The 19,364-nt window shown below is 35.5% G+C and carries 20 protein-coding genes; 6 read left to right on the top strand and 14 right to left on the bottom strand.

Features of this window, described 5'->3' with window-relative positions; genetic code table 11:
* Positions 1-13 precede the first annotated feature (13 nt).
* Positions 14-1,420, top strand: coding sequence for a hypothetical protein (locus DRF65_RS05395; RefSeq protein ID WP_115969515.1), 1,407 nt, complete (start codon positions 14-16; stop codon positions 1,418-1,420).
* Between the two features lie 461 nt (positions 1,421-1,881).
* Here the strand turns inward: DRF65_RS05395 and DRF65_RS05390 are convergent, their stop codons facing one another.
* The 4 genes from DRF65_RS05390 to DRF65_RS05375 all read right to left on the bottom strand — a co-directional run bounded on the left by DRF65_RS05390 (position 1,882) and on the right by DRF65_RS05375 (position 6,314).
* Positions 1,882-3,120, bottom strand: coding sequence for an amidohydrolase (locus DRF65_RS05390; RefSeq protein WP_115969513.1), 1,239 nt, complete (start codon positions 3,118-3,120; stop codon positions 1,882-1,884).
* A gap of 80 nt (positions 3,121-3,200) precedes the next feature.
* Positions 3,201-4,046, bottom strand: coding sequence for a helix-turn-helix domain-containing protein (locus tag DRF65_RS05385; protein WP_115969661.1), 846 nt, complete (start codon positions 4,044-4,046; stop codon positions 3,201-3,203).
* Positions 4,047-4,295: 249 nt separating this feature from the next.
* Entirely contained in the window at positions 4,296-4,967 is a 672-nt protein-coding gene (locus DRF65_RS05380; RefSeq protein ID WP_115969511.1) for an ankyrin repeat domain-containing protein, read from the bottom strand.
* Between the two features lie 12 nt (positions 4,968-4,979).
* Entirely contained in the window at positions 4,980-6,314 is a 1,335-nt protein-coding gene (locus DRF65_RS05375) for an amidohydrolase (protein ID WP_115969509.1), read from the bottom strand.
* Positions 6,315-6,573: 259 nt separating this feature from the next.
* On the opposite strand from DRF65_RS05375, the gene DRF65_RS05370 reads away from it, so the two are divergent.
* Complete coding sequence (locus DRF65_RS05370; protein ID WP_115969507.1) at positions 6,574-6,927, top strand: hypothetical protein; 354 nt, start codon at positions 6,574-6,576, stop codon at positions 6,925-6,927.
* Between the two features lie 54 nt (positions 6,928-6,981).
* The gene (locus DRF65_RS05365; protein WP_115969505.1) at positions 6,982-7,359 is read left to right on the top strand and encodes a hypothetical protein; all 378 of its coding nucleotides are present in this window, start codon (positions 6,982-6,984) and stop codon (positions 7,357-7,359) included.
* Positions 7,360-7,388: 29 nt separating this feature from the next.
* Here the strand turns inward: DRF65_RS05365 and hemL are convergent, their stop codons facing one another.
* The 4 genes from hemL to DRF65_RS05345 all read right to left on the bottom strand — a co-directional run bounded on the left by hemL (position 7,389) and on the right by DRF65_RS05345 (position 11,357).
* Positions 7,389-8,678: a glutamate-1-semialdehyde 2,1-aminomutase gene (hemL, locus tag DRF65_RS05360; protein ID WP_115969503.1), complete on the bottom strand. Its 1,290-nt coding sequence runs from the start codon at positions 8,676-8,678 to the stop codon at positions 7,389-7,391.
* 72 nt (positions 8,679-8,750) lie between these two features.
* Positions 8,751-9,809, bottom strand: coding sequence for a glucosaminidase domain-containing protein (locus DRF65_RS05355; protein ID WP_115969501.1), 1,059 nt, complete (start codon positions 9,807-9,809; stop codon positions 8,751-8,753).
* Positions 9,810-9,824: 15 nt separating this feature from the next.
* On the bottom strand, positions 9,825-10,733 hold the full coding sequence (locus DRF65_RS05350) for a 1-aminocyclopropane-1-carboxylate deaminase/D-cysteine desulfhydrase (protein ID WP_115969499.1): 909 nt from the start codon (positions 10,731-10,733) through the stop codon (positions 9,825-9,827).
* Between the two features lie 285 nt (positions 10,734-11,018).
* The gene (locus DRF65_RS05345) at positions 11,019-11,357 is read right to left on the bottom strand and encodes a hypothetical protein (RefSeq protein ID WP_115969497.1); all 339 of its coding nucleotides are present in this window, start codon (positions 11,355-11,357) and stop codon (positions 11,019-11,021) included.
* Between the two features lie 40 nt (positions 11,358-11,397).
* Here DRF65_RS05345 and DRF65_RS05340 point away from each other — a divergent pair, with 40 nt between their 5' ends.
* From DRF65_RS05340 to DRF65_RS05330, 3 genes are all read left to right on the top strand, one after another.
* Complete coding sequence (locus DRF65_RS05340) at positions 11,398-11,580, top strand: DUF5522 domain-containing protein (protein ID WP_034745671.1); 183 nt, start codon at positions 11,398-11,400, stop codon at positions 11,578-11,580.
* Between the two features lies 1 nt (position 11,581).
* Positions 11,582-12,109, top strand: coding sequence for a DUF4136 domain-containing protein (locus DRF65_RS05335; RefSeq protein ID WP_115969659.1), 528 nt, complete (start codon positions 11,582-11,584; stop codon positions 12,107-12,109).
* A 394-nt stretch (positions 12,110-12,503) separates the two neighbouring features.
* The gene (locus DRF65_RS05330) at positions 12,504-14,294 is read left to right on the top strand and encodes an endonuclease (RefSeq protein WP_115969495.1); all 1,791 of its coding nucleotides are present in this window, start codon (positions 12,504-12,506) and stop codon (positions 14,292-14,294) included.
* Positions 14,295-14,719: 425 nt separating this feature from the next.
* On the opposite strand, the gene DRF65_RS05325 is transcribed toward DRF65_RS05330, so the two are convergent.
* The 6 genes from DRF65_RS05325 to DRF65_RS05300 form a co-directional block, all read right to left on the bottom strand.
* Positions 14,720-15,103, bottom strand: a complete 384-nt coding sequence (locus tag DRF65_RS05325; protein ID WP_115969493.1) for a hypothetical protein — start codon at positions 15,101-15,103, stop codon at positions 14,720-14,722.
* On the bottom strand, positions 15,087-15,647 hold the full coding sequence (locus DRF65_RS05320) for a LemA family protein (protein ID WP_115969491.1): 561 nt from the start codon (positions 15,645-15,647) through the stop codon (positions 15,087-15,089). Before DRF65_RS05320 ends, DRF65_RS05325 begins: the two co-directional genes overlap by 17 nt.
* The gene (locus tag DRF65_RS05315) at positions 15,647-16,426 is read right to left on the bottom strand and encodes a hypothetical protein (protein WP_123947283.1); all 780 of its coding nucleotides are present in this window, start codon (positions 16,424-16,426) and stop codon (positions 15,647-15,649) included. The genes DRF65_RS05320 and DRF65_RS05315 overlap by 1 nt, the downstream gene beginning before the upstream one ends.
* 106 nt (positions 16,427-16,532) lie before the next feature.
* Entirely contained in the window at positions 16,533-17,054 is a 522-nt protein-coding gene (locus DRF65_RS05310; RefSeq protein ID WP_123947282.1) for a hypothetical protein, read from the bottom strand.
* Between the two features lie 305 nt (positions 17,055-17,359).
* Positions 17,360-18,379 (bottom strand): hypothetical protein, encoded by a 1,020-nt coding sequence (locus tag DRF65_RS05305; protein WP_115969485.1) that lies wholly within the window; start codon positions 18,377-18,379, stop codon positions 17,360-17,362.
* Positions 18,380-19,357, bottom strand: coding sequence for a hypothetical protein (locus tag DRF65_RS05300; RefSeq protein ID WP_115969483.1), 978 nt, complete (start codon positions 19,355-19,357; stop codon positions 18,380-18,382).
* Positions 19,358-19,364: the final 7 nt, after the last annotated feature.

Raw genomic sequence — 19,364 nt, 5'->3', positions numbered from 1 at the left:
TAATTCTTACAATATGAAAAAGTTCGTTTTATATTCTTTAATGCTTGGTGCTTTAGTGTCAACTACTGCATGTAGAAATATAGAAGAAGATGGACCAACCATCGTTCAAAATGGAGGTAACGGAAACGGAGGAGATTCTGAAAACCTAATTCTTACAGGAAAAATCACTTCTGATCTTACTCTTAAGGCTAATAAAATTTATAAACTAAGAGGTTTAGTATATGTAACTAAGGGAGCGACTTTAACAATCGAACCTGGTACAAAAATCGTAGGTGAAGCTGATAAAAACGGAGCTTTAATCATTACGAGAGGAAGTAAAATCATGGCTAAAGGAACGGCTACCAATCCAATTATCTTTACTTCAGAAAAACCTAGTCCAAAAAGAGGTGACTGGGCAGGTCTTGTTATCTTAGGAAATGCACCTACCAATGCTACATTTAAAGGACAAAACGGTGTTGGAGAAATGGAAGGAGGTATCAATGATGCTGATGGCCTTGGGCTTTACGGAGGAAATAATGCAGCTGACAACAGTGGTGTATTACAATATGTAAGAGTAGAATATGCAGGGTATGCATTCTTACCAGATAAAGAGATCAATGGGATCACATTCGGAGGGGTAGGTAACGGAACTCTTGTAGATTATGTGGAGGTTGCTTATGCTAATGATGACAGTTTCGAATGGTTCGGAGGAACGGTAAACTGTTCTCACCTTATTGCTTACAAAGGTCTTGATGATGATTTCGATACTGATAACGGTTATTCAGGAAATGTACAGTTCGGTATTGCCGTAAGGGATTCCCAGGTAGCTGACGTTTCAGGATCTAACGCATTTGAATCTGATAATGATGCTAATGGTTCTGTAACTGCACCTCAGACGTCTGCTACATTCTCTAACATGACGATTATCGGGCCAATCAACTCTGCTGCCCCTGGTCAAATCAATGCTTTATTCCAAAATGCATTACAGATCAGAAGAAACTCATCTATTTCAGTATTCAACTCTGTATTTACAGGATTCCCGGTTGGTTTATTTATTGATGCCACCAAAGGAACTGCAACAGATCTTAATATTACAGGAAATAGATTATTCTTTGAAAACAATGTTTTAGCAGGAAATACAACTCCTCTGAAATTCGGACCTTCTTCTCCTACCACTTATTCAATTGAACTTCTTACAACGTGGTTTAATAATGGTGGAAATTCGATCTTAGGTTCTACAGCTGATGTAAAACTTACTAACGCATGGGCTCCTGGCGGAACTACTCCGAACTTTGCTCCTGCTTCAGGATCTCCACTATTGGCCGGAGCTAAATTTACTAATACTAAAGTAAGTAACTGGTTCCAAAAAGTAGCTTACAAAGGCGCTGTAGCAGACCTTAGTGATACTTGGTATGCGGGATGGACAAACTTCAATTTATAAAATAATATAGTAGTTAGATTTTATTCATAAAAAGCCTTCGGAAGTTTTTCCGAAGGCTTTTTTTAACGTCATTATGTGAAAATAACGATTACAGAAATTTTCAATATTACGACATGTTCATATTTAAAATATAGACCTTATCTTTTTGTGAACATAAAATAATGTTTTTGATTAGTTTATTAATCTTCTGATCTTAGGTTTTGGCTAAAGCCAATGGAATACTTTATATTTATTTGGCTGGACTAAAGCCCCTCCCTATTGATGCTGATATCCGCGTGGATAATGGTTGTTTAGCTACAATACTTTTTACTTTTTACTTTTTACTTTTTACTTTTTACTTTTTACTTTTTACTTTTTACTTTTTACTTTTTACTTTTATATCAATAAAAAAACAGCCATCGGAAAATCTCCGACAGCTGATTCACAAAAAACAAGTGTATAAAAAATATATACATTATCATTTAACTTCTCCAGAACAGAGTCCCGTCATGCATCAGGGCTTCTATTTTAGACATCCTGGAAACGGCTTCTGCTGAACATGAGGCATCTGCTAAAACAACAGCTGCATTATCACCGGCTTTAGGCCACTGTTGCTTTCCTTTCTCGTCCAAAGGAAGAATACTTTGAGTAGCGAACTGTAATGCTCTTGAGAGCGCAAATTCAGTTGCATAGCCATAGAGTTCAGCAATCAGATTCGCTTTCTGTAACATACTTCCTGATCCGAAAGTACTCCAGAAATCCTGTACGTTATCATTTCCAACCAAAACATTTACTCCGTGTTTTTTCAAAGTCGGGATTGGCATTATCGTCTTTTTAAATGGTACGGAAGAAGCTATTCCCACTTTTCCGGCAGCCAGTCTTTCAGAGATCTCTTCTGCTTCTTTTGGAGATAGATGAGCCAATGCAAAAGCGTGACTTACAAAAGTTTTTCCTTGAAGCGCGGGATTTTCTATAGCTTTATCAATCAGGTAATTGATTGTCTTCATTCCGGACTCTCCTATTTCATGCAGGTGAATATCAATTCCTTTGTTGTGATCCAGTGCCAGCTGTACGGTGAAGTCCATTACTTTTTCAATGCTTCCGTCAATACTTAATGGGTCTAATCCTCCTATAAAAGCAACGCTTTCTAATTTTGCAGCTTCTTTCATCAAAGGAGCTGATTCTGTATAATATACTCCGTGTTGCGGGAAAGCTACAAGTTCTGCTTTAAAAGAGTCTTTTTTATTTTGAAGCGCCTGTTCCAGATTCTCCAGTGATTTTAGCCCTGAAGTAGGATCAATATTGAAGTGCGTTCTTGCAAAATGAGTTCCGTAATGCTGCAACAGACTGATTAACTGTTCTGCTCTCTCTACTGAAGTTTTTAACAGTTCCGGAATGATTTCCTGTTCATAGGCTATCATATCCTTTACGCTTTTCCTTTTTGGAGATAATGCCTGCCACGGAAGACCATACCATGTTTTATCAAGGTGAATATGCATATCTCTGAAAGCAGGAAGCATCAGATATCCTTTAGCATCAATAGAATCAGAAGCAGGATCATTAGTCTTTACCGATTTAATTTTTCCATCTTCAATTTCTATACTGAAAAGGTCTGTCTTTGTTCCGGTCACCTCATCATTTTCGTATTCAAAACCTGTTTCCAGACGTACATTTTTAAGGGAGTAGTTTCCTTTTGCAGTTAGTTGATAGGGAAATTGCATGATTTAATATTTTAACCCTACAAAATTACACCAGCTTCTCATCAAAACCGGTGTATCAATTATGTCTTGTTTTGTATAAATTATTCCTTGAACTGAGAGGGCGTCATTCCCGTCTGCACTTTAAAGAATTTTGAAAAGCTGGCATGATCATAAAAACCCAGATCATATACAATATCTTTCACAGACATTTCCGAGACTTTCAAAAGACGTTTTGCTTCCAGTAAAATACGGTCCTGAATAAGGGATGATGCGGAAGTATTGAGATTCTTTTTACAGACAATATTCAGGTAATTCGCTGAGATATTCAACTTATCAGCATAAAAGGAAACAGATCTTTCAGTTTTGAAGTGTTCATCAATCAGGTGTAAAAATTTAGAAATAATAGGGTTTGAATTATAAACTTCAAAATCCTTAAAAACTCCTTCTACAGACTGGCTGACCAATAAACCGATTAGCTCACTTCTCTTCTGGATCAGTTCCCAAAATACCTTTTCACCATTCAGTTCTTTCTGAATTGCCTGAAATTCATACAAAAATGTTTTAAAAACATCCTGGGTAAGATTAATAACAGGATGATTCTGATAATAAGAAGCTGAAAACCTCAGTGAGGGCAAAAAGCTTTCAAACCAATCTCTGCTGATCATCAGCTGATACCCTACTGTTTCTTTTTCAATCACCCATTGATGTACCTGATCGGGAAAAACAAGATGAATCTGATAATCCTTTACCTGATGTTCTGTAAAATCTATGGTGTGCGAACCTACTCCATGCTCAAAAAGATTGATGATAAAAAAATCATGTTTATGGGGATCATCAATGGAGCGCGCTCCGTAAAGTTCATTAAACAGCAAATGGCAGCCGCTAAGCTGATCCTCACTAAACTCCTGAATTCCTAAAATGGGAAAATGATCTGTATGATAACTCACGCTACCTGAATTTCTTCTAAAATTAATAAAATTTACGGGAGAAAAAATTAAAATAGCCACAAAAGAAACAAATGGGTCTTCTGTGGCTAAAACACCAACTAAATTATATATCTGAGTTTTATTAATTTTCTTGTATTGGAAATCGCAACGGCACTAAGATTTAACTAATTATACTGTATTTAAGGCGCAAAGATTTTATCTCCGATCAAATTTAATACAGTTGATTTTATAATCTGTAAATATTGCTTTTTATGATTTCAGGATCAGAGCGATTTCTTTAAACCCTAATGATTCGGCATGTTGTAAAGGCGTTTTGCCTGCATAATCGGGAATCGTGAGATTAGCTCCGTTATCTTTCAATATTTGCACAATTTCCTGATATTTCTGAGTTCCATTTCCAAGAATTACCGCTTCCATTAAAGCAGTCCATCCTAATTTGTTCACATGATTGATGGGGAAACCTTTTGTTTTAACCAATACTTTCACGGTTTCTACATGGCCACGTTCGCAGGCCGGTATCAAAGCGGTTCCGTTATAACGGTTGAACAGGTCAAAGCGTGCTCCATTTTCCAGGTATAAGGTAACCAATTCCGTCTGTCCGCTTGCTCCGGCGTATAAAAATGCACTGTCCAGCTGATCATCCTGAAGATTCACATCAGCCTTATAGGAAATCAACAATTTTGCCATTTCTGTTTGTTTGTCTAATGTTGCAATCAACAGTAAAGAACGTCCTTTTCTGTCCCGTGTATTTACATCCGTTCCGTTTTCAAGAGCAGATTTTACGGCAGAAATATTATTATTCTTTACCTGACTAATGATGTCTTTTTCCTGCATGATTTCTTCGTTTGGAAAATCACCAGATTTCTCCTGACAGGCACTCAGACTTCCGAATGCTAAAAGAAATACCAATATTTTCTTCATTTTAAATCCAATTTAAAAAACTACATTTCCCTGATGTACCAAGGATTCTACATTTGAAATTCTAGATACAGCTTCTGCAGAACAGCTTGCATTCAGCAGTACGAAATCTGCCTTATCTCCGGTTTTAGGCCATTGCTGAGTTCCTTTATCATCTAACGGTAGAATATTTCCTGTTGCAAGCTTTAAGCTTCTGGATAATAAAAACTCCGTTGAGTATCCGTACAGTTGAGCCATTAAATTGGCTTTCTGGAGGACGCTTCCGGTTCCGAAAGTATTCCAGTGATCTACAATACTGTCATTTCCTGTAAGTACTGTTACATTATGTTTGTACAGTGTGGGTATCGGCATGATCATTCTTCCGAAAGGAATGGTGGAAACAATTCCGACCTGTGCTTCTGCCAGCTTTTCAGCAATCTCTTCCTGTTTTGCTTCTTCTAATTTTGCCAATATAAAACAGTGGCTCAGATAAGTTTTTCCTTTTAAAGAAGGATTTTCATTTACTTTTTTAATAAGATACTCCACTGTTTTTAATCCGGAGTCTCCGGTTTCATGAAGGTGGATGTCTATTCCTTTTTTATGGTCTAAAGCCAACTGAACCGTAAAGTCTATTACTTTCTCAATATCACCGTCTATGTTGAATGGATCTACTCCACCGATAAAATCAATATCCATTTTAGCAGCCTCCTCCAGATAAGGTACAGAATCTGTATAATACACTCCGTGTTGTGGGAAAGCGACTAATTCTGCTCCGAAACTTTTCTTTTTATTGTCTAAAGCTTTCTGTAGATTTTTTAAGGACTGAAGTTTTGAAGTAGGTTCAATATTCACGTGACTTCTTGCAAAAGAGGTTCCTTTTGATTGTAATAATTCAATCATTTTCTCAGCCTTGAATGTGGAGTTTTTCAGCATTTCGGGAAGCATTTTCTGCTCCAGTCCGATCATTCCTTTTACCCCACCTGTTCTTTTTCTTACCGCCTGCCATTTATCCCCATAAAAGGTTTTATCCAAATGGATGTGCATGTCTTTAAATGCAGGAAGCATTAGTAATCCTTTTGCATCGATAGCCTTTGCGTTAGGTTGGTTAGGGGCTATTTTAGAAATTTTCCCGTTTTCAACTTCTATATAAAACAGATCTGTCTTTGTGGCGGAAACCTCTTCTTCATCATATTCAAAACCAGTTTCCAAACGAACATTTTTAAGGCTCAGCTTTCCTTTTGCTGAAATATTCTTCTCATTAAAAAAAGGGGATGCTGTCATCATATTCGGTATTAAAGTTAAACCTGCCATAGCCAACGCTGAATTTCTGATAAAATCCTTACGGGACATATTATTGTCTGAAGTCTTCATTTCCAATCTATTTATGACAAAATTAAAAAGAAGTGTTCTGATCAAAGTGTATAGTTTATTACAAAATCTGTATAATTTATACTTTTTTACCATTGTAATAAAAATCTCTATAATAACACATTATTAATTATGTTTTCACCAAAATAATTTTTTATATATGTGTTTTTAAACCATAAATCATACCCTTCAATACATTTCACGTAATAAAAAACGAACTTTATTTTTTTTTGTATAATTTATATTTGTAAGAAAAAAAAACATGAAAAAATTGATTAGTTTGATTTTAATAGGTACGGCACCTATTGTATTTGCTCAAATAGGTATTAATACTGATAATCCTAAAGCAACCCTGGATGTTACCTCAAAAAATGATGCTTTAGCAATTGAAGGCTTATTACCTCCAAGATTGACGCGTGCAGAACTTACAGAAAAAGGCAATACTTTATATGGAACAGAACAGGATGGTGCCATAATATACATTAATGATGCTTCCGGAGGCGATCAACAAAGCCAAAGAGAGTATATTGATGGTAAAGGACTTTATATCTTTGATGCGGAAGCTTCCAACAAAGAAGGAAGATGGATGTGCCTGTACTGTTACGCTGTTCTTTAATTAATTTATATATAAAAAAGAGACCGGATTTTAAATTTACCTTTGAAAAAATATATGAAAAAAATCATTAGCATTCTTTCAGTATGTGCAACTTCTATTGCATTTGCCCAAACAGGGATCAACACCGAAACTCCAAAAGCAACTCTTGATGTTACTGCCAAAAAAGAAGTTTTAACCATTGATGGGTTATTACCTCCCAGATTAACACGTGCAGAACTTACAGCAAAAGGGAATACGTTATATGGAAAAGAGCAGGATGGCACCATCATCTATATTACAGATGCTTCCGGTGGAGATGAACTTAGCCAACGAGAACATATACAAAGCAAAGGGCTTATATTTTCGATGCCGATGAGGCGAATAAAGAAGGGCGATGGATGTGTTTATTCTGCTATGGTTTTGCTTAATAAACTTACAGATATAAAAAAATAGACTGTCTTAAAAGGCAGTCTATTTTTTTATTATAAATTAGAATATTCAAATTTTCTTACAGCTTCCAGCGTCATATCAATTTCTTTTTCTTTGATCGCATCACTGATGAAGTACGTTTCATAACCGCTTGGTGGCAGATATACTCCATTCTGAAGCATCTGATGGAAGAAGTTATTGAACAATGAATGATTAGCTTCCTGTGCCTCATCAAAGTTAGAAACTCTGTTGGTATGGAAGAATACAGACATCATTGAACCTTTTCTGTTGATCTTATGAGCAATTCCTTTTTCATTTAAAATCTTTCCGATTTCAAGATCCAAAGTTTGTGTTGTTTTGCTTAATCTGTTAAAAAATTCAGGATCATTTTTAATTAGCTGAAGTGTTTTTAATCCAGCTCGCATGGCCAATGGATTTCCGCTTAATGTTCCAGCCTGATATACACCTCCTTTTGGAGCCAGATGATCCATGATTTCGTTTCTTCCGGCAAAAGCGCCTACTGGCAATCCGCCTCCGATTACTTTTCCATAAGTTACCAGGTCAGCTTTTACATCAAAAAGTTCCTGCGCTCCTCCGAATGCTAATCTGAAACCGGTCATTACCTCATCAAAGATCAGTAAAGCTCCGTTTTCATCACAGATTTGTCTTAAATTCTGCAGGAAATTATTTTCTGGCAATACACACCCCATATTTCCGGCAACGGGCTCAATGATTACCGCAGCAATTTCTCCCGGATTGTGACGGAATAAATCCTGAACCTGTTCAAAATCATTATAACGGGCTAATAAAGTATCTTTAGCAGTACCTTCTGTTACTCCCGGAGAATTTGGATTTCCAAAAGTAGCAGCACCGCTTCCCGCTTTGATCAGAAATGAATCTGAATGCCCATGGTAACAACCTTCGAATTTTACGATCTTATCTCTTTTGGTATATCCTCTTGCCAGTCTTACAGCACTCATACATGCTTCTGTTCCTGAAGAAACCATTCTGATCTGATCGATATTCGGAACGTTTTCAACAATGAATTTTGCAATTTCAGTTTCCAGTTCTGTAGGAGCCCCGAAAGAGAAACCTTTTTCAGCCTGGATTTTCAGTTCTTCCAATACTTCAGGATGTGTGTGTCCCAGAATAGCTGGTCCCCATGAATTGATATAATCAATATAAGTATTATCATCGGCATCAGTAAGATAAGCACCTTTTGCCGATTTCATGAACACGGGAACTCCTCCCACTGATTTAAATGCTCTTACCGGAGAGTTTACCCCTCCCGGAATGTATTTGTAGGCTTCATCAAATAAAGCCGAACTTCTTTGATACTTCATATATATTTGTCGTTGGTTGACAGTTGCTGGTTGGCATAAATGTCAACAATAAACTCTCAACAAAAAATTAAATTAGTTTCTTGGTTTTTTATCAATCAGATAAATCAGCTGTCCTGCAGATGGCTGTTGTCCTTCATCCATTCTGTTTTTAGCATATAATTTATGTAATTTGATTCCGAATTTCTGAGCGATATCATGCATATCCTCTCCAGAGATAGCTTTGTAAGTCGCTGTATTTCCTGATGAGTTTTTAGACTCCAAAAAGACAATATCGTTTTTCTTCAAGGTTTCATTGTCCAGTTCATTCCACTTCATCAGACGGCTTTCACTGACCTTGAATTTATTGGCAATGAATCTAATATCGGTATCTTCAGGAATTACAATATATTTCAACCCGTCATTCGGGTGACTTTTAATGAGAATAGAGTTTAGAATCTCAGCTTTTGTCTTGATTCTTTCCACTCTTTTTTGCTGTTGCGCGTAAGAAGTCTGCTTATAAGGAACTTCAACAGTCACCGGTTCTTTGGCTTTCTTTGTAGCTTTTGAAGGCTCCAATTGTGCCATGAAAGTTCTGTCATCTTTCAGATCCGGGTACATTTTAAGAACAGCATACAACACTTCATTAGAATTGGTGTTGTCATATTCGTATAACTTATACTTTTCAATTTTAGTGATCAAGATGGATGCATAACGGGGATTGGTTGCATATCCTGCTTTTTTTAATCCTGTAGCCCATGCTCTGTAATCTTTCATATCAAGCTTGAAAAGATTGGCGTAGTATTTTCTGGTGGACAAAAATATAGAATGATCTTCGTAAGACTGTCTTGGATCGTCATATACCCGGAAACATTCATTGGGAGCATCGTCCGTGTGTTTCATCGTTTTACCGGTCCAGTCTTCTTTACATTTTATTCCGAAGTGATTTTTACCTTCCTGTGCCAATCTGCTCTGTCCGCCTCCTGTTTCAAGAAGTCCCTGAGCAAGAGTAATAGAAGCCGGAATTTTATATTTTTCCATTTCCTCTACTGCATATTTAGCAAATTTCTGAATGTACTGATCTTCGGTTGCCCAGCTTTGGGCAGAAAATTTTGATAAAACTAAAAGGCTTATGGATAGGAAAAGTCTTTTCATGTTTTTCAATTTTACTTATATAATTAAATTTCTATTCTGTTTTTCTAAAAGCAGATTAGCTCCCTCAATCCCCTGTAATCCACCAGTATGAAAGCACAATATTCTGCTGTCTTCAGGAAAATACTCTTCTTCTATCAGTTCAAAAACTCTCTGCATCATCTTTCCTGTATAAATCGGTTCCAGAGGAATATCGTATTTCTCTTTGAAATCATTGATAAAACGGATATTTTCATCACTTATTTTACCATAACCTCCAAAACATGAATCTATTAGATCAAAATTATGTTTCAAAGTTAATTCAAATATTTTATTTTCAAGTGAAGCATCATCAACAACGTTACATCCTATAACTTTCTGATTGTCTTCACAGAATTTTGAAATTCCGGCAATGGTTCCTCCTGTTCCAACTGCGGTGCAAAGATAGTCAAAATCTTTGGTTTGCTCATTGAGCATCATTTTCACCCCTTCTACAGCCTCTTCATTGGTTCCTCCCTCCGGAACTACTAAGGCCTCCGGAAACTCCTGTTGCAGGAATTCTGTAAGTTTTTCTTTGTGACGATATTCTTCACGGGTGACAAATTTCAGGTTCATGCCGTTTCTTTTGGCAAAAAGTAAAGTGGGATTATCCCTCCATTTGTGCTGTAATTCTTCTCCCCTGATGATTCCCAACGTGGGAATTCCTGCAAGGTTTCCAACTGCAGAAACAGCAGCAATATGATTGGAAAAAGCGCCCCCAAATGTAATGATATAAGGCTTTTCAGGATTGTTTTCCAGATAACGATTGACATTATAAAACAGTTTCCAGTATTTATTCCCTGAAATCTGAGGATGAATAAGGTCTTCTCTCTTAATAAAGAGTTTTACATTTCTATGAATCGGGATTTCCTGAATAGGAATAGGTTCTGTAGGGAATTGTAATAGCATTTTAGTTTTTTGGACTACTCATGGTTTATAGAGTACAAAAATAATAAAAGATTAATTATTGAGTTTTTGTGGTGTTGCCATTATTCTTTGCTGTTTTTTTAACCACAGATGGCTGGGGTATAATGCTGTGCAAAATGTTTGTGTTATTTGTGCAATTATTTGTGATGTTTGTGTTTAAATTTTCAGGTTTTGGCTAAAGCCCGCCCCTATTAATGTTGATATCCGAATGCATAATTGTTGTTTAACAACAAGATCTTTTATCTTTTATCTTTTATCTTTTATCTTTTATCTTTTATCTTTTAAATACTTCCTGAAATTCCAGAATTTTCTTTTCTGTAAATAATCCAGGTTGCTTTCATTCGCGTAAGCTTCTCTTTCAAATGAGATTCTCATATAAGCTTTATAGCCGTTTTTGAGTTTGAAAAACCAGTAATAATATTCGATGACGTAAAAGATGTAGAAAAATATGACCAGCATCTCCAGCTGTTGTCGTAAATGGATCTTTTCGTGATTAATAAGTGTATTATTTTCCTTATCTTCGGGTTTCCTAATGAAGATAAAGGGAAAAAGAGCAATGCCGTTAATTTTTAGTTTTTTTAATGGCTTTTGGCATACAATTATCATACTAACAAATATAAAAAGTTTTTTGACTTACATTTAACTTATGGCCCATTATGACATCAAAGAAGGTGAAGACTTTTATTATAATGAACAGGGATACAAGGTTTTTACAGAAAAATTCCATCTGAAAAGAGGACATTGCTGTAAAAGCGGCTGCAGACACTGTCCTTATGGGTACGATAAAAAGACTGATACATTCATTAAAAATGATAAAAAAAATAAATAAAATGAAAAAATATATTTTTATTTTGTTGGCTTCCGCTACATTAGGTTTAACTTCCTGTAGCCCTTTTCAGGTACGTTCAGACTACGCTGAAACTGCCAATTTCAATTCTTACAAAACGTATAAAATAAGAATTGATGATCTAAAACTGAATGATATTGATAAAGACAGAGTTCTGAATGAGCTTTCAAGACAGCTTCAAACCAAAGGACTTCAATCGGGAGAAAATCCAGATCTCATTATCAACGTAAAAGCAAACCATAAAAAAATCACTGATGTGAATTCTTCTTCTCCTTACGGAATGTGGGGATGGGGCGGACCTTTCGGATGGGGTGTTGGAATGAACAGAACATGGACAAGCAATTATAATGAAGGTGCCATTATTGTAGACCTTATTGATTCAAAATCCAATAAACTGGTTTGGCAGGGTATCGGAAGCGGAATTTCTGTAGATTCACCAAAATCTAAACAGAGACAGATTCCTGAAATAATGGCTGAGATTATGAAAAATTATCCGCCACAGAGAAAATAAGATTTTTAGCTATTATTATATATGCCGGTACTTTTGTGCCGGCTTTTTTGCTTTAATTAAACATAGATCTGCATGGATAAGAATATTATTTTAATTCCGAGTACAGGAGATGGATATTACATTTTCAGAGGTGAGGTTTAAGGTCATTTCTTACCTTTTTTAATTAGGCTTATGAACAACTAAGTTTAGATTCTTACAGAATGACAAAGACCGGGAATCTATTGATTTTTTAATGATATTCATCTACTGTACCTGCTAATTGGATATCAATTATCATGCATCAATCATCACTTATCATTTATAGGTGAAAGCTGAATGCGGTACATTTCAAAATTAACGATAATGTAATTTTTTATTCATGAAAATGTAGTAATCTTGTTGGAAATTAATTAATATGAAAAAAATTATCTTATTCACTTTATTCTCGGGACTTGCGTATGCACAGGCTCCTGCAGGATACTATAATTCGGCCAACGGACTGAACGGTGCCGCACTTAAAACTGCTTTGAGCAGCATTATCACCAGCGGACATCAGGATAAAGGCTACAACGGATTATGGACTGCCTATAAAACTACTGATATTGACAAAGATTACGAAAATGACGGATCTATCCTTGATATTTATTCGGAAAGACCTGTAGGTACTGATCCTTATAAATATACTCCGGGTTCTAACCAGTGCGGAACTTATTCTACGGAAGGGAACTGCTACAACAGAGAACATGTTGTTCCTCAAAGTTTATTTAATCAGGCATCTCCAATGGTTGCTGACATTCATTTCATCAGAGCTACAGATGGTAAAGTAAATGGAATGAGAAGCAACTATCCGTTTGGTAAGGTTGGAAGTACAACTTTTACGTCTATGAACGGATCAAAACTGGGTAATTCTGCTTCTTCTGGATATTCAGGGACGGTTTTTGAGCCGATTGATGAATTCAAAGGGGATGTAGCCCGTATGATCTTTTATTTTGTAACGCGTTATCAGAGTAAACTTTCTTCTTTTTCTTCAGGAAATATGTTGGGAAGTTCTGCATTTCCAGGGCTTCAGTCATGGGAGCTGAATGTTCTTCTGGCATGGCATAATCAGGATCCGGTTTCTCAGGCTGAGATCAAAAGAAATAATGCGTCTTATTCTTATCAGGGGAACAGAAATCCTTTTATTGATAATCCAGGCTATGTGAATCTTATCTGGGGTTCTCAGCAGCCTACAACTGATACTCAGGCTCCAACAGCTGCTACAGGTTTAGCTATTTCTGCAAAGACATCCAACAGTATTTCTCTTACATGGAATGCTGCTACGGATAATGTGGGCGTTTCTTCTTACAATGTTTACATGAACGGAAGTCTGAAAACAACAATAAGTTCAACTTCTACTACAATTTCAGGATTAAATCCTTCAACAGCTTACAGTTTCTATGTTGTAGCCAAGGATGCTGCAGGAAATTCATCTTCCAACAGCTCTACAGTTTCCGGAACAACCAATACGGGAACGTCTACTCCATCTACGGATTGCGCCAATGAAAATTTTGAATCAATTCCTGCGGCAAGTTCTACCTATTCTAACAAAACATGGAGCAATGGTGGTATTTCCTGGACCGCTACAGATTCAAGAACTGATCAGACAATCAATAATAAAGCTATAACTGTAAGAAGCGGATCATTAACATCCGGAAGCTCAGCGAATGGTATTGGATCTTTAACTGTTACTACACAACTGAAATTCTCCGGAAGCAATGGCGTGCTTGATGTAAAAGTAAACGGAACAACGGTAGGAACAGTTCCTTACAGTACTTCAGCTACGACAACAACCATCAGCAATATTAATATTTCAGGAAATGTAACGGTAAGCCTTGTGAATAATTCTACCAGCAACAGAGTGGCTATTGATGATCTGAAATGGACTTGTTATTCAGGGTCTTCTGCCAGGCAAGCCCAAAATATTGCAGCAGAGACCTCAGCGTCGAGTTTTAAAATCACCCCTAACCCGGTAACCAATCAGGAGATTGCTGTAAAAGGTGATGTTCAGAATGTTAAAAAGGCAGAGATCTATACCCTGCAGGGGAAAGTTCTTCAGACCATTGACAGACCTTTCAGAAATGGAAATGTAATCAGAACGGGAAACCTTAATCAGGGAGTTTATATTTTAAAACTGGATGGTGCTTCGATGCAATTTATAGTAAAATAATTCAAGTATATTTATTATAGAAATGGCTGGTCTTCTTGTGAGACCGGCCATTTTTTTAATGTAAATGTTTTATTTCCTAATGCTTTGTTTTAGGAATGGAGATTTAAATCAGTAAGCTAATCTGATGAAACTGGCAGATAGTTTGGTAAAATAATTCAGGAAACTTATTATAGAAATGAATTGCCCTGGCATCATTGTTAAACGCAAAGTTTTTATTATCAGACTGAATATTTTAAGGGAGCAAAAGATGGAATCAATTCATTGATTCTTATTAAGCGAGTGCATATCCATAAAGGCTATATGTAATGCAAGACTCTGCAATAAATTTATCATTCAAATATCATTGCTGCTCTGTTCTCACGAATTCATATGTTTATCAGACTTCAGAAACTCCCATACTCCGGCTTCCCTCTTCCTTACCACTCTTACCTCCTGCTCTTGTCTTTTTCTTCAATCAATTTAGACCAATCGGCAAACATTTTAGTGATGGTATTTTCATTAATCAGGCTGAAAAAGAACATTCCTGCGAAAACGGTTAGCCAGCAGTAGGCCAATTTAATTCCATTTTTATCTGTAATGAAATAAAGGACAAAAATGGTAAGTATTCCCAATAAAAAGGTAAACATCATTGTGTACAATAGTACATTGATGATATACATATTGAATTTAAGTTTTCTAAAAATCCAGCCTACTAAAGCAATGGGAAGCATCAGCAATATCGGGATAAGAAGTGCCGCAAAAATCAGCATTTCGGGGTGAGCTGTAAGGTCTTTTTCAAGACCGAAAAAGGTATTAAAACTGAACTCCATGGTATTCTTTTTCCTGATTGGTTACTGCTAAAAGGGTTTTATCTTTATACCCTAACATTTTTGCCAGTATTACATTCGGGAATTCATGGATTCCAATGTTATAAAGATTAACACTGTCATTGAAAAATTCTCTTCTGTCTGAGATCTTGTTTTCCAATTCGGAAATCCGCTTCTGAAGTTCCAGAAAATTATTATTGGATTTCAGTTCCGGATAGTTTTCTGATACAGCAAAGAATGAATTTAGAGCCTTGGAAGTTTCATTAGCCACTTCTGTTTTCTTATCTGAATCGGTGGTGCTATTGTAAACAGTTCTCAATTCGGTAAGTCTGGTAAGCAGATCTTTTTCATAATTCATGAAGCCTTTGGCTATGTTGACGAGGTTGGGAATTTCATCTGCTCTCTGCTTCAGAACAACATCGATATTGTTGTATGCTTTATCTACATTGAATCTGAGCAATACCAGTTTATTATACAGATTAATCAAAAAGCTTATGACTGCTACAGTCAGCAGTACGAGTAATATGATAGCTACAGTCTGGTTCATTATTGTATAAGGATATAAATGATAATTAATAAAATAATTGAGCACGTGAAAAGAAATGACCTCAACAACGGCTGGTATTTGTTCCACACTGTGATTCCTGATGATGAGGTGATTCCAAGAACTTTATAATGTTCATCTTTTCTGATGAATGGAACTCCATTTTTTGAATCAGCATACCCTACCAGCAGCATTTTCTGACCGTGTTTTAAGAGGGTTTCTTTATATCTTTTGTTGTAAGTACTGCTTATATTGGTTTCTCCCAGTAAGACCAGTTCAATTCCTTCCGGTTGTATTTCTATTGTTCCTGTCTCATCTTTGATTTGAAAGAGATTACATTGAGTTTCTCTATGCACAGTGGTATATGTATTTTTACCATCCGAGTCTTTGTCTACGTCTTCAATGGTGTAATAATATCCGATACATTCTTCATTATTTACCGGAGAACGCAATGGAGCTTGCATCATCAGGGTTCCTTCTACTTCCACCAAACCTTTTGCCAGGGATTGTATTTTAGAGGTGGGAAGTGATGCCTGTAATCTTAAAAACCGTTTGGAAGCGGAAGGTTTCAGAATGGTAAAAAATATCAGGATAAAGATCACCAGGGGTATACAATACAAAACACGACCTGCATACTCATCATAGTGGGTATTAATATCTGAAAGGTATTCATGAAACGGCATTTTTTCCTTAAAGATCAGCCATAAGATATAATAGAGAAAGCAGAACAGAATTATTCCCAGAACGGAATAGCTTGCTGGTGACATTTTCTTATTCTCCATAGATATTTTTAAGTTTGAATCCTATTTTGGGTTAGTTTTATTCCAAAAATACATTTTATTTCAAAATAACACTATGTTTTATTCTATTCATTGATGTTTCTAAGCATCAATATTTCAACCACATCAGCAATATACATACTCCATTGAGGACCCATATCACAAGAGCTCCGTATAGGGAGATACTCACCCTTTTTTTAAAAGCTTCATTTCGAAGATAGGTAGTGAGCAAACATGCAAAAAAGGCTGTCAGTCCTGTGAAAACACTTCCAAAAGCCATCATGATCCAATTGAGTTCAATCCTGTTGGCTTTTTCACTGACTTCAGTATCCGTAATTTTCAGAGTCTGTCCTATTGCAGGGGGAATGTTATCTGTAAGATCCAGTGCTTTTATGACTTCTTTCCCATTGACATTGATATATTTCACTTCCGGAAAATATACCTGTTTGTTATAATATCCTGAAGTAGAAAAATTACGGGTTGCAATGGTTTCTTTTTTATAGCCAATGACAACAGCTTCGTACTGTTTCTCTGAAATACCCCTGTACGCTTTCTCCCAAAAGAAACTATAGGACAGAACCAACGTTAAGGAATTAACAGTAATGATCAGCAGGCTTATAAAAATCAGCATAAAACCTTTTTCTATAAACCCAATTTTCCCTTTTACTGCACTTTTGCTTTTTAGAATTTTATTAAAAATCCTATATGCAATATAAAGGGAAAACAAGCATACGGCTGAAAAGAAGTATCCTAAAAAGGTCATATTTTATATTGATATAAAGGTCAGAGATGTTTAATTAATCCCTAGTATTTAGCAAGTCCTCATGTTTATAAATGACAACAATTTCGTTGTAATGAATTCTTTCTTTTATTTCAGATCAAACTTATTGTTTCAAAGACTAAACCAGAGATTTCTTCCTGTTTTTAACGGGCAGACTAATATACTTTAAATTCAGTTTCGCCCTGAGGGATATAAAAATATCTGTTCAGGAAAAAACCTCTTGTACCGCCATCATAATTTACCTTGGCCCACAGTGCTGTATTTCCTCTCAACTGATTATCGTTAGTATCAAGCATTAATGCAGCCAATTTACCATCAGCAAAAAATTCTAATTTATATTTTTCAATAGGCTGCATTTGAAATGAACTATTTTTATAGATATCATTAAACATGGTTGAAATATTCTTGTTAATCACTTCCTTTGAATCATAGGTAGAAACATATAAATCATGCAGTGTATTATATTCTAATCGCGCAATATTATCTAATTCTTTATTTTGATAGATATTCCAAACTTCCTTGTACTTTTTCAGTAATTTTTCTTGCAGCTCTTTTTTATCAACTTTTCGTAAGTCCTGCGCTTTTTCAAAAGCTGAATGAGAGGTATAAGGCACATCTATATTAATTTCAAAGCTACCTTCGTAAAAAGTTTTTCCTGAGCCTGCAAATTTGTCTTTAAAATATCCAGGCGATAGCTCTTGTGAAATCTGTGGAGCTTTATGAGTGGTATATTCTACATCCTGTGCATTTGCATTCTTTTTATCATAAGAGGTCAAATCAAATTCTAATGTGGTACCATCTACTAAAGTATTAAACACCTCTTCATATTCTTTAGATTTACCCAGCGGATACATTTTATAGGAAACGGTATGTTTCCCACTTTTAAAAATAACATTATTGATTTCGACAGCTGTATTTCCAAGCGCCTTATTAAAAGCCTTACTGAGCTTTACCCCATCAATATACATATCGAAATAACATTTATCATTTGAATATCCCAGATTATATATTTTTTCTGAAGGATAATGTTTTACCTGCTTTGCAATTTCTTCTACAATGTTATCTGCTGTAATGTCTGGATTTTGATTGATAATATCTTCTTTCTTTTGGGAACAGGATAGAAAACTTATTCCCAATAAAAGAAGTAATATATATTTTTTGTTGACAGATTTCACTTAGTAAACTTTAAATTCAGTTTCACCCTGAGGGATATAGAATAAATGTTTAAGCTCAAGAAATCCTTTCCCATAACCAGATTTCAAGTGACAAACCAAAGCATTCCCTCCTCTTGTATTTGGATTTGAACCGTCTGCATAGAGTGCTACAAGCTTACCATTACCAAAAAATCTCATCTCATACTTTTCTATTGGCAAAATTTCCATATCACTATTAAACAGAATTTCTTTAGCTTCTTCCCACGTTGCCTTTACTTTTTGAGGAGAAGCGTATTCTGTTACCATTTGATTTTTAAGTTTATCATACAGCAGTCTTGCCACCTTATCTTTATCTTTACTTTGATAGATATTGCGTATTTTGTTATATTCTTTCACTAATTTCTCTTCAAGGCTCTTTTTATCTATTTTTCTAAGATCCTGAGCATTTTCAAATGGAGACTGTAAGTCATATGGAACTTCTACATTAACGTCAAAACTACCTTCGTAATATGTTTTTCCAGCCCCTGAAAATTTGAATTTAGAATAGTTTTCTGCTATTTTTTCTTCTATTTGAGGAAGCGTGAATTTTGAATACTCTACATCATCCGCATTTTTATTTTTTTGATCATAGGACAATAATGTGAGTTGCAATTCTGTATTATCCTTTAATTCTGTTCCCTCTGAAGGCAATAGTTTATATGACACCTTTTGTTTGCCGCTTTTAAAAATCAAATCATTAATCAAAAATGCGGATCCGTTTTGTGAACTTTGATAGTCTTTAAATGATGGAATATCATTAATAGATATTTCAAAATAGCACATACTGTTATTATACCTGTATTTATATTGTTTTTCAACAGGATAATGTTTTATTTGTTTTGTAATTTCTTCTGCTATATTATTGGCAGTAATATTCGGATTTTGCATCATATCATTTTTATTTTGAGAACATGCAATAATGCTCGCTATAAGTATAAAGCCTAAAACTATTTTTTTCATTTATTTT

The organism is Chryseobacterium pennae, assembly GCF_003385515.1.
Classification (GTDB): Bacteria; Bacteroidota; Bacteroidia; order Flavobacteriales; family Weeksellaceae; genus Chryseobacterium; species Chryseobacterium pennae.
This window is presented reverse-complemented; position numbering and strand designations above follow the sequence as displayed.

What these genes read in the sequence shown, in the direction of transcription:
- DRF65_RS05395 (WP_115969515.1), top strand. Translation starts at nt 14, where the DNA reads ATGAAAAAGTTCGTTTTATATTCTTTAATGCTTGGTGCTTTAGTGTCA.
- DRF65_RS05390 (WP_115969513.1), bottom strand. Translation starts at nt 3,120, where the DNA reads ATGCAATTTCCCTATCAACTAACTGCAAAAGGAAACTACTCCCTTAAA.
- DRF65_RS05380 (WP_115969511.1), bottom strand. Translation starts at nt 4,967, where the DNA reads ATGAAGAAAATATTGGTATTTCTTTTAGCATTCGGAAGTCTGAGTGCC.
- DRF65_RS05375 (WP_115969509.1), bottom strand. Translation starts at nt 6,314, where the DNA reads ATGAAGACTTCAGACAATAATATGTCCCGTAAGGATTTTATCAGAAAT.
- DRF65_RS05370 (WP_115969507.1), top strand. Translation starts at nt 6,574, where the DNA reads ATGAAAAAATTGATTAGTTTGATTTTAATAGGTACGGCACCTATTGTA.
- DRF65_RS05365 (WP_115969505.1), top strand. Translation starts at nt 6,982, where the DNA reads ATGAAAAAAATCATTAGCATTCTTTCAGTATGTGCAACTTCTATTGCA.
- hemL (WP_115969503.1), bottom strand. Translation starts at nt 8,678, where the DNA reads ATGAAGTATCAAAGAAGTTCGGCTTTATTTGATGAAGCCTACAAATAC.
- DRF65_RS05355 (WP_115969501.1), bottom strand. Translation starts at nt 9,809, where the DNA reads ATGAAAAGACTTTTCCTATCCATAAGCCTTTTAGTTTTATCAAAATTT.
- DRF65_RS05350 (WP_115969499.1), bottom strand. Translation starts at nt 10,733, where the DNA reads ATGCTATTACAATTCCCTACAGAACCTATTCCTATTCAGGAAATCCCG.
- DRF65_RS05345 (WP_115969497.1), bottom strand. Translation starts at nt 11,357, where the DNA reads ATGATAATTGTATGCCAAAAGCCATTAAAAAAACTAAAAATTAACGGC.
- DRF65_RS05340 (WP_034745671.1), top strand. Translation starts at nt 11,398, where the DNA reads ATGGCCCATTATGACATCAAAGAAGGTGAAGACTTTTATTATAATGAA.
- DRF65_RS05335 (WP_115969659.1), top strand. Translation starts at nt 11,582, where the DNA reads ATGAAAAAATATATTTTTATTTTGTTGGCTTCCGCTACATTAGGTTTA.
- DRF65_RS05330 (WP_115969495.1), top strand. Translation starts at nt 12,504, where the DNA reads ATGAAAAAAATTATCTTATTCACTTTATTCTCGGGACTTGCGTATGCA.
- DRF65_RS05325 (WP_115969493.1), bottom strand. Translation starts at nt 15,103, where the DNA reads ATGGAGTTCAGTTTTAATACCTTTTTCGGTCTTGAAAAAGACCTTACA.
- DRF65_RS05320 (WP_115969491.1), bottom strand. Translation starts at nt 15,647, where the DNA reads ATGAACCAGACTGTAGCTATCATATTACTCGTACTGCTGACTGTAGCA.
- DRF65_RS05315 (WP_123947283.1), bottom strand. Translation starts at nt 16,426, where the DNA reads ATGGAGAATAAGAAAATGTCACCAGCAAGCTATTCCGTTCTGGGAATA.
- DRF65_RS05310 (WP_123947282.1), bottom strand. Translation starts at nt 17,054, where the DNA reads ATGCTGATTTTTATAAGCCTGCTGATCATTACTGTTAATTCCTTAACG.
- DRF65_RS05300 (WP_115969483.1), bottom strand. Translation starts at nt 19,357, where the DNA reads ATGAAAAAAATAGTTTTAGGCTTTATACTTATAGCGAGCATTATTGCA.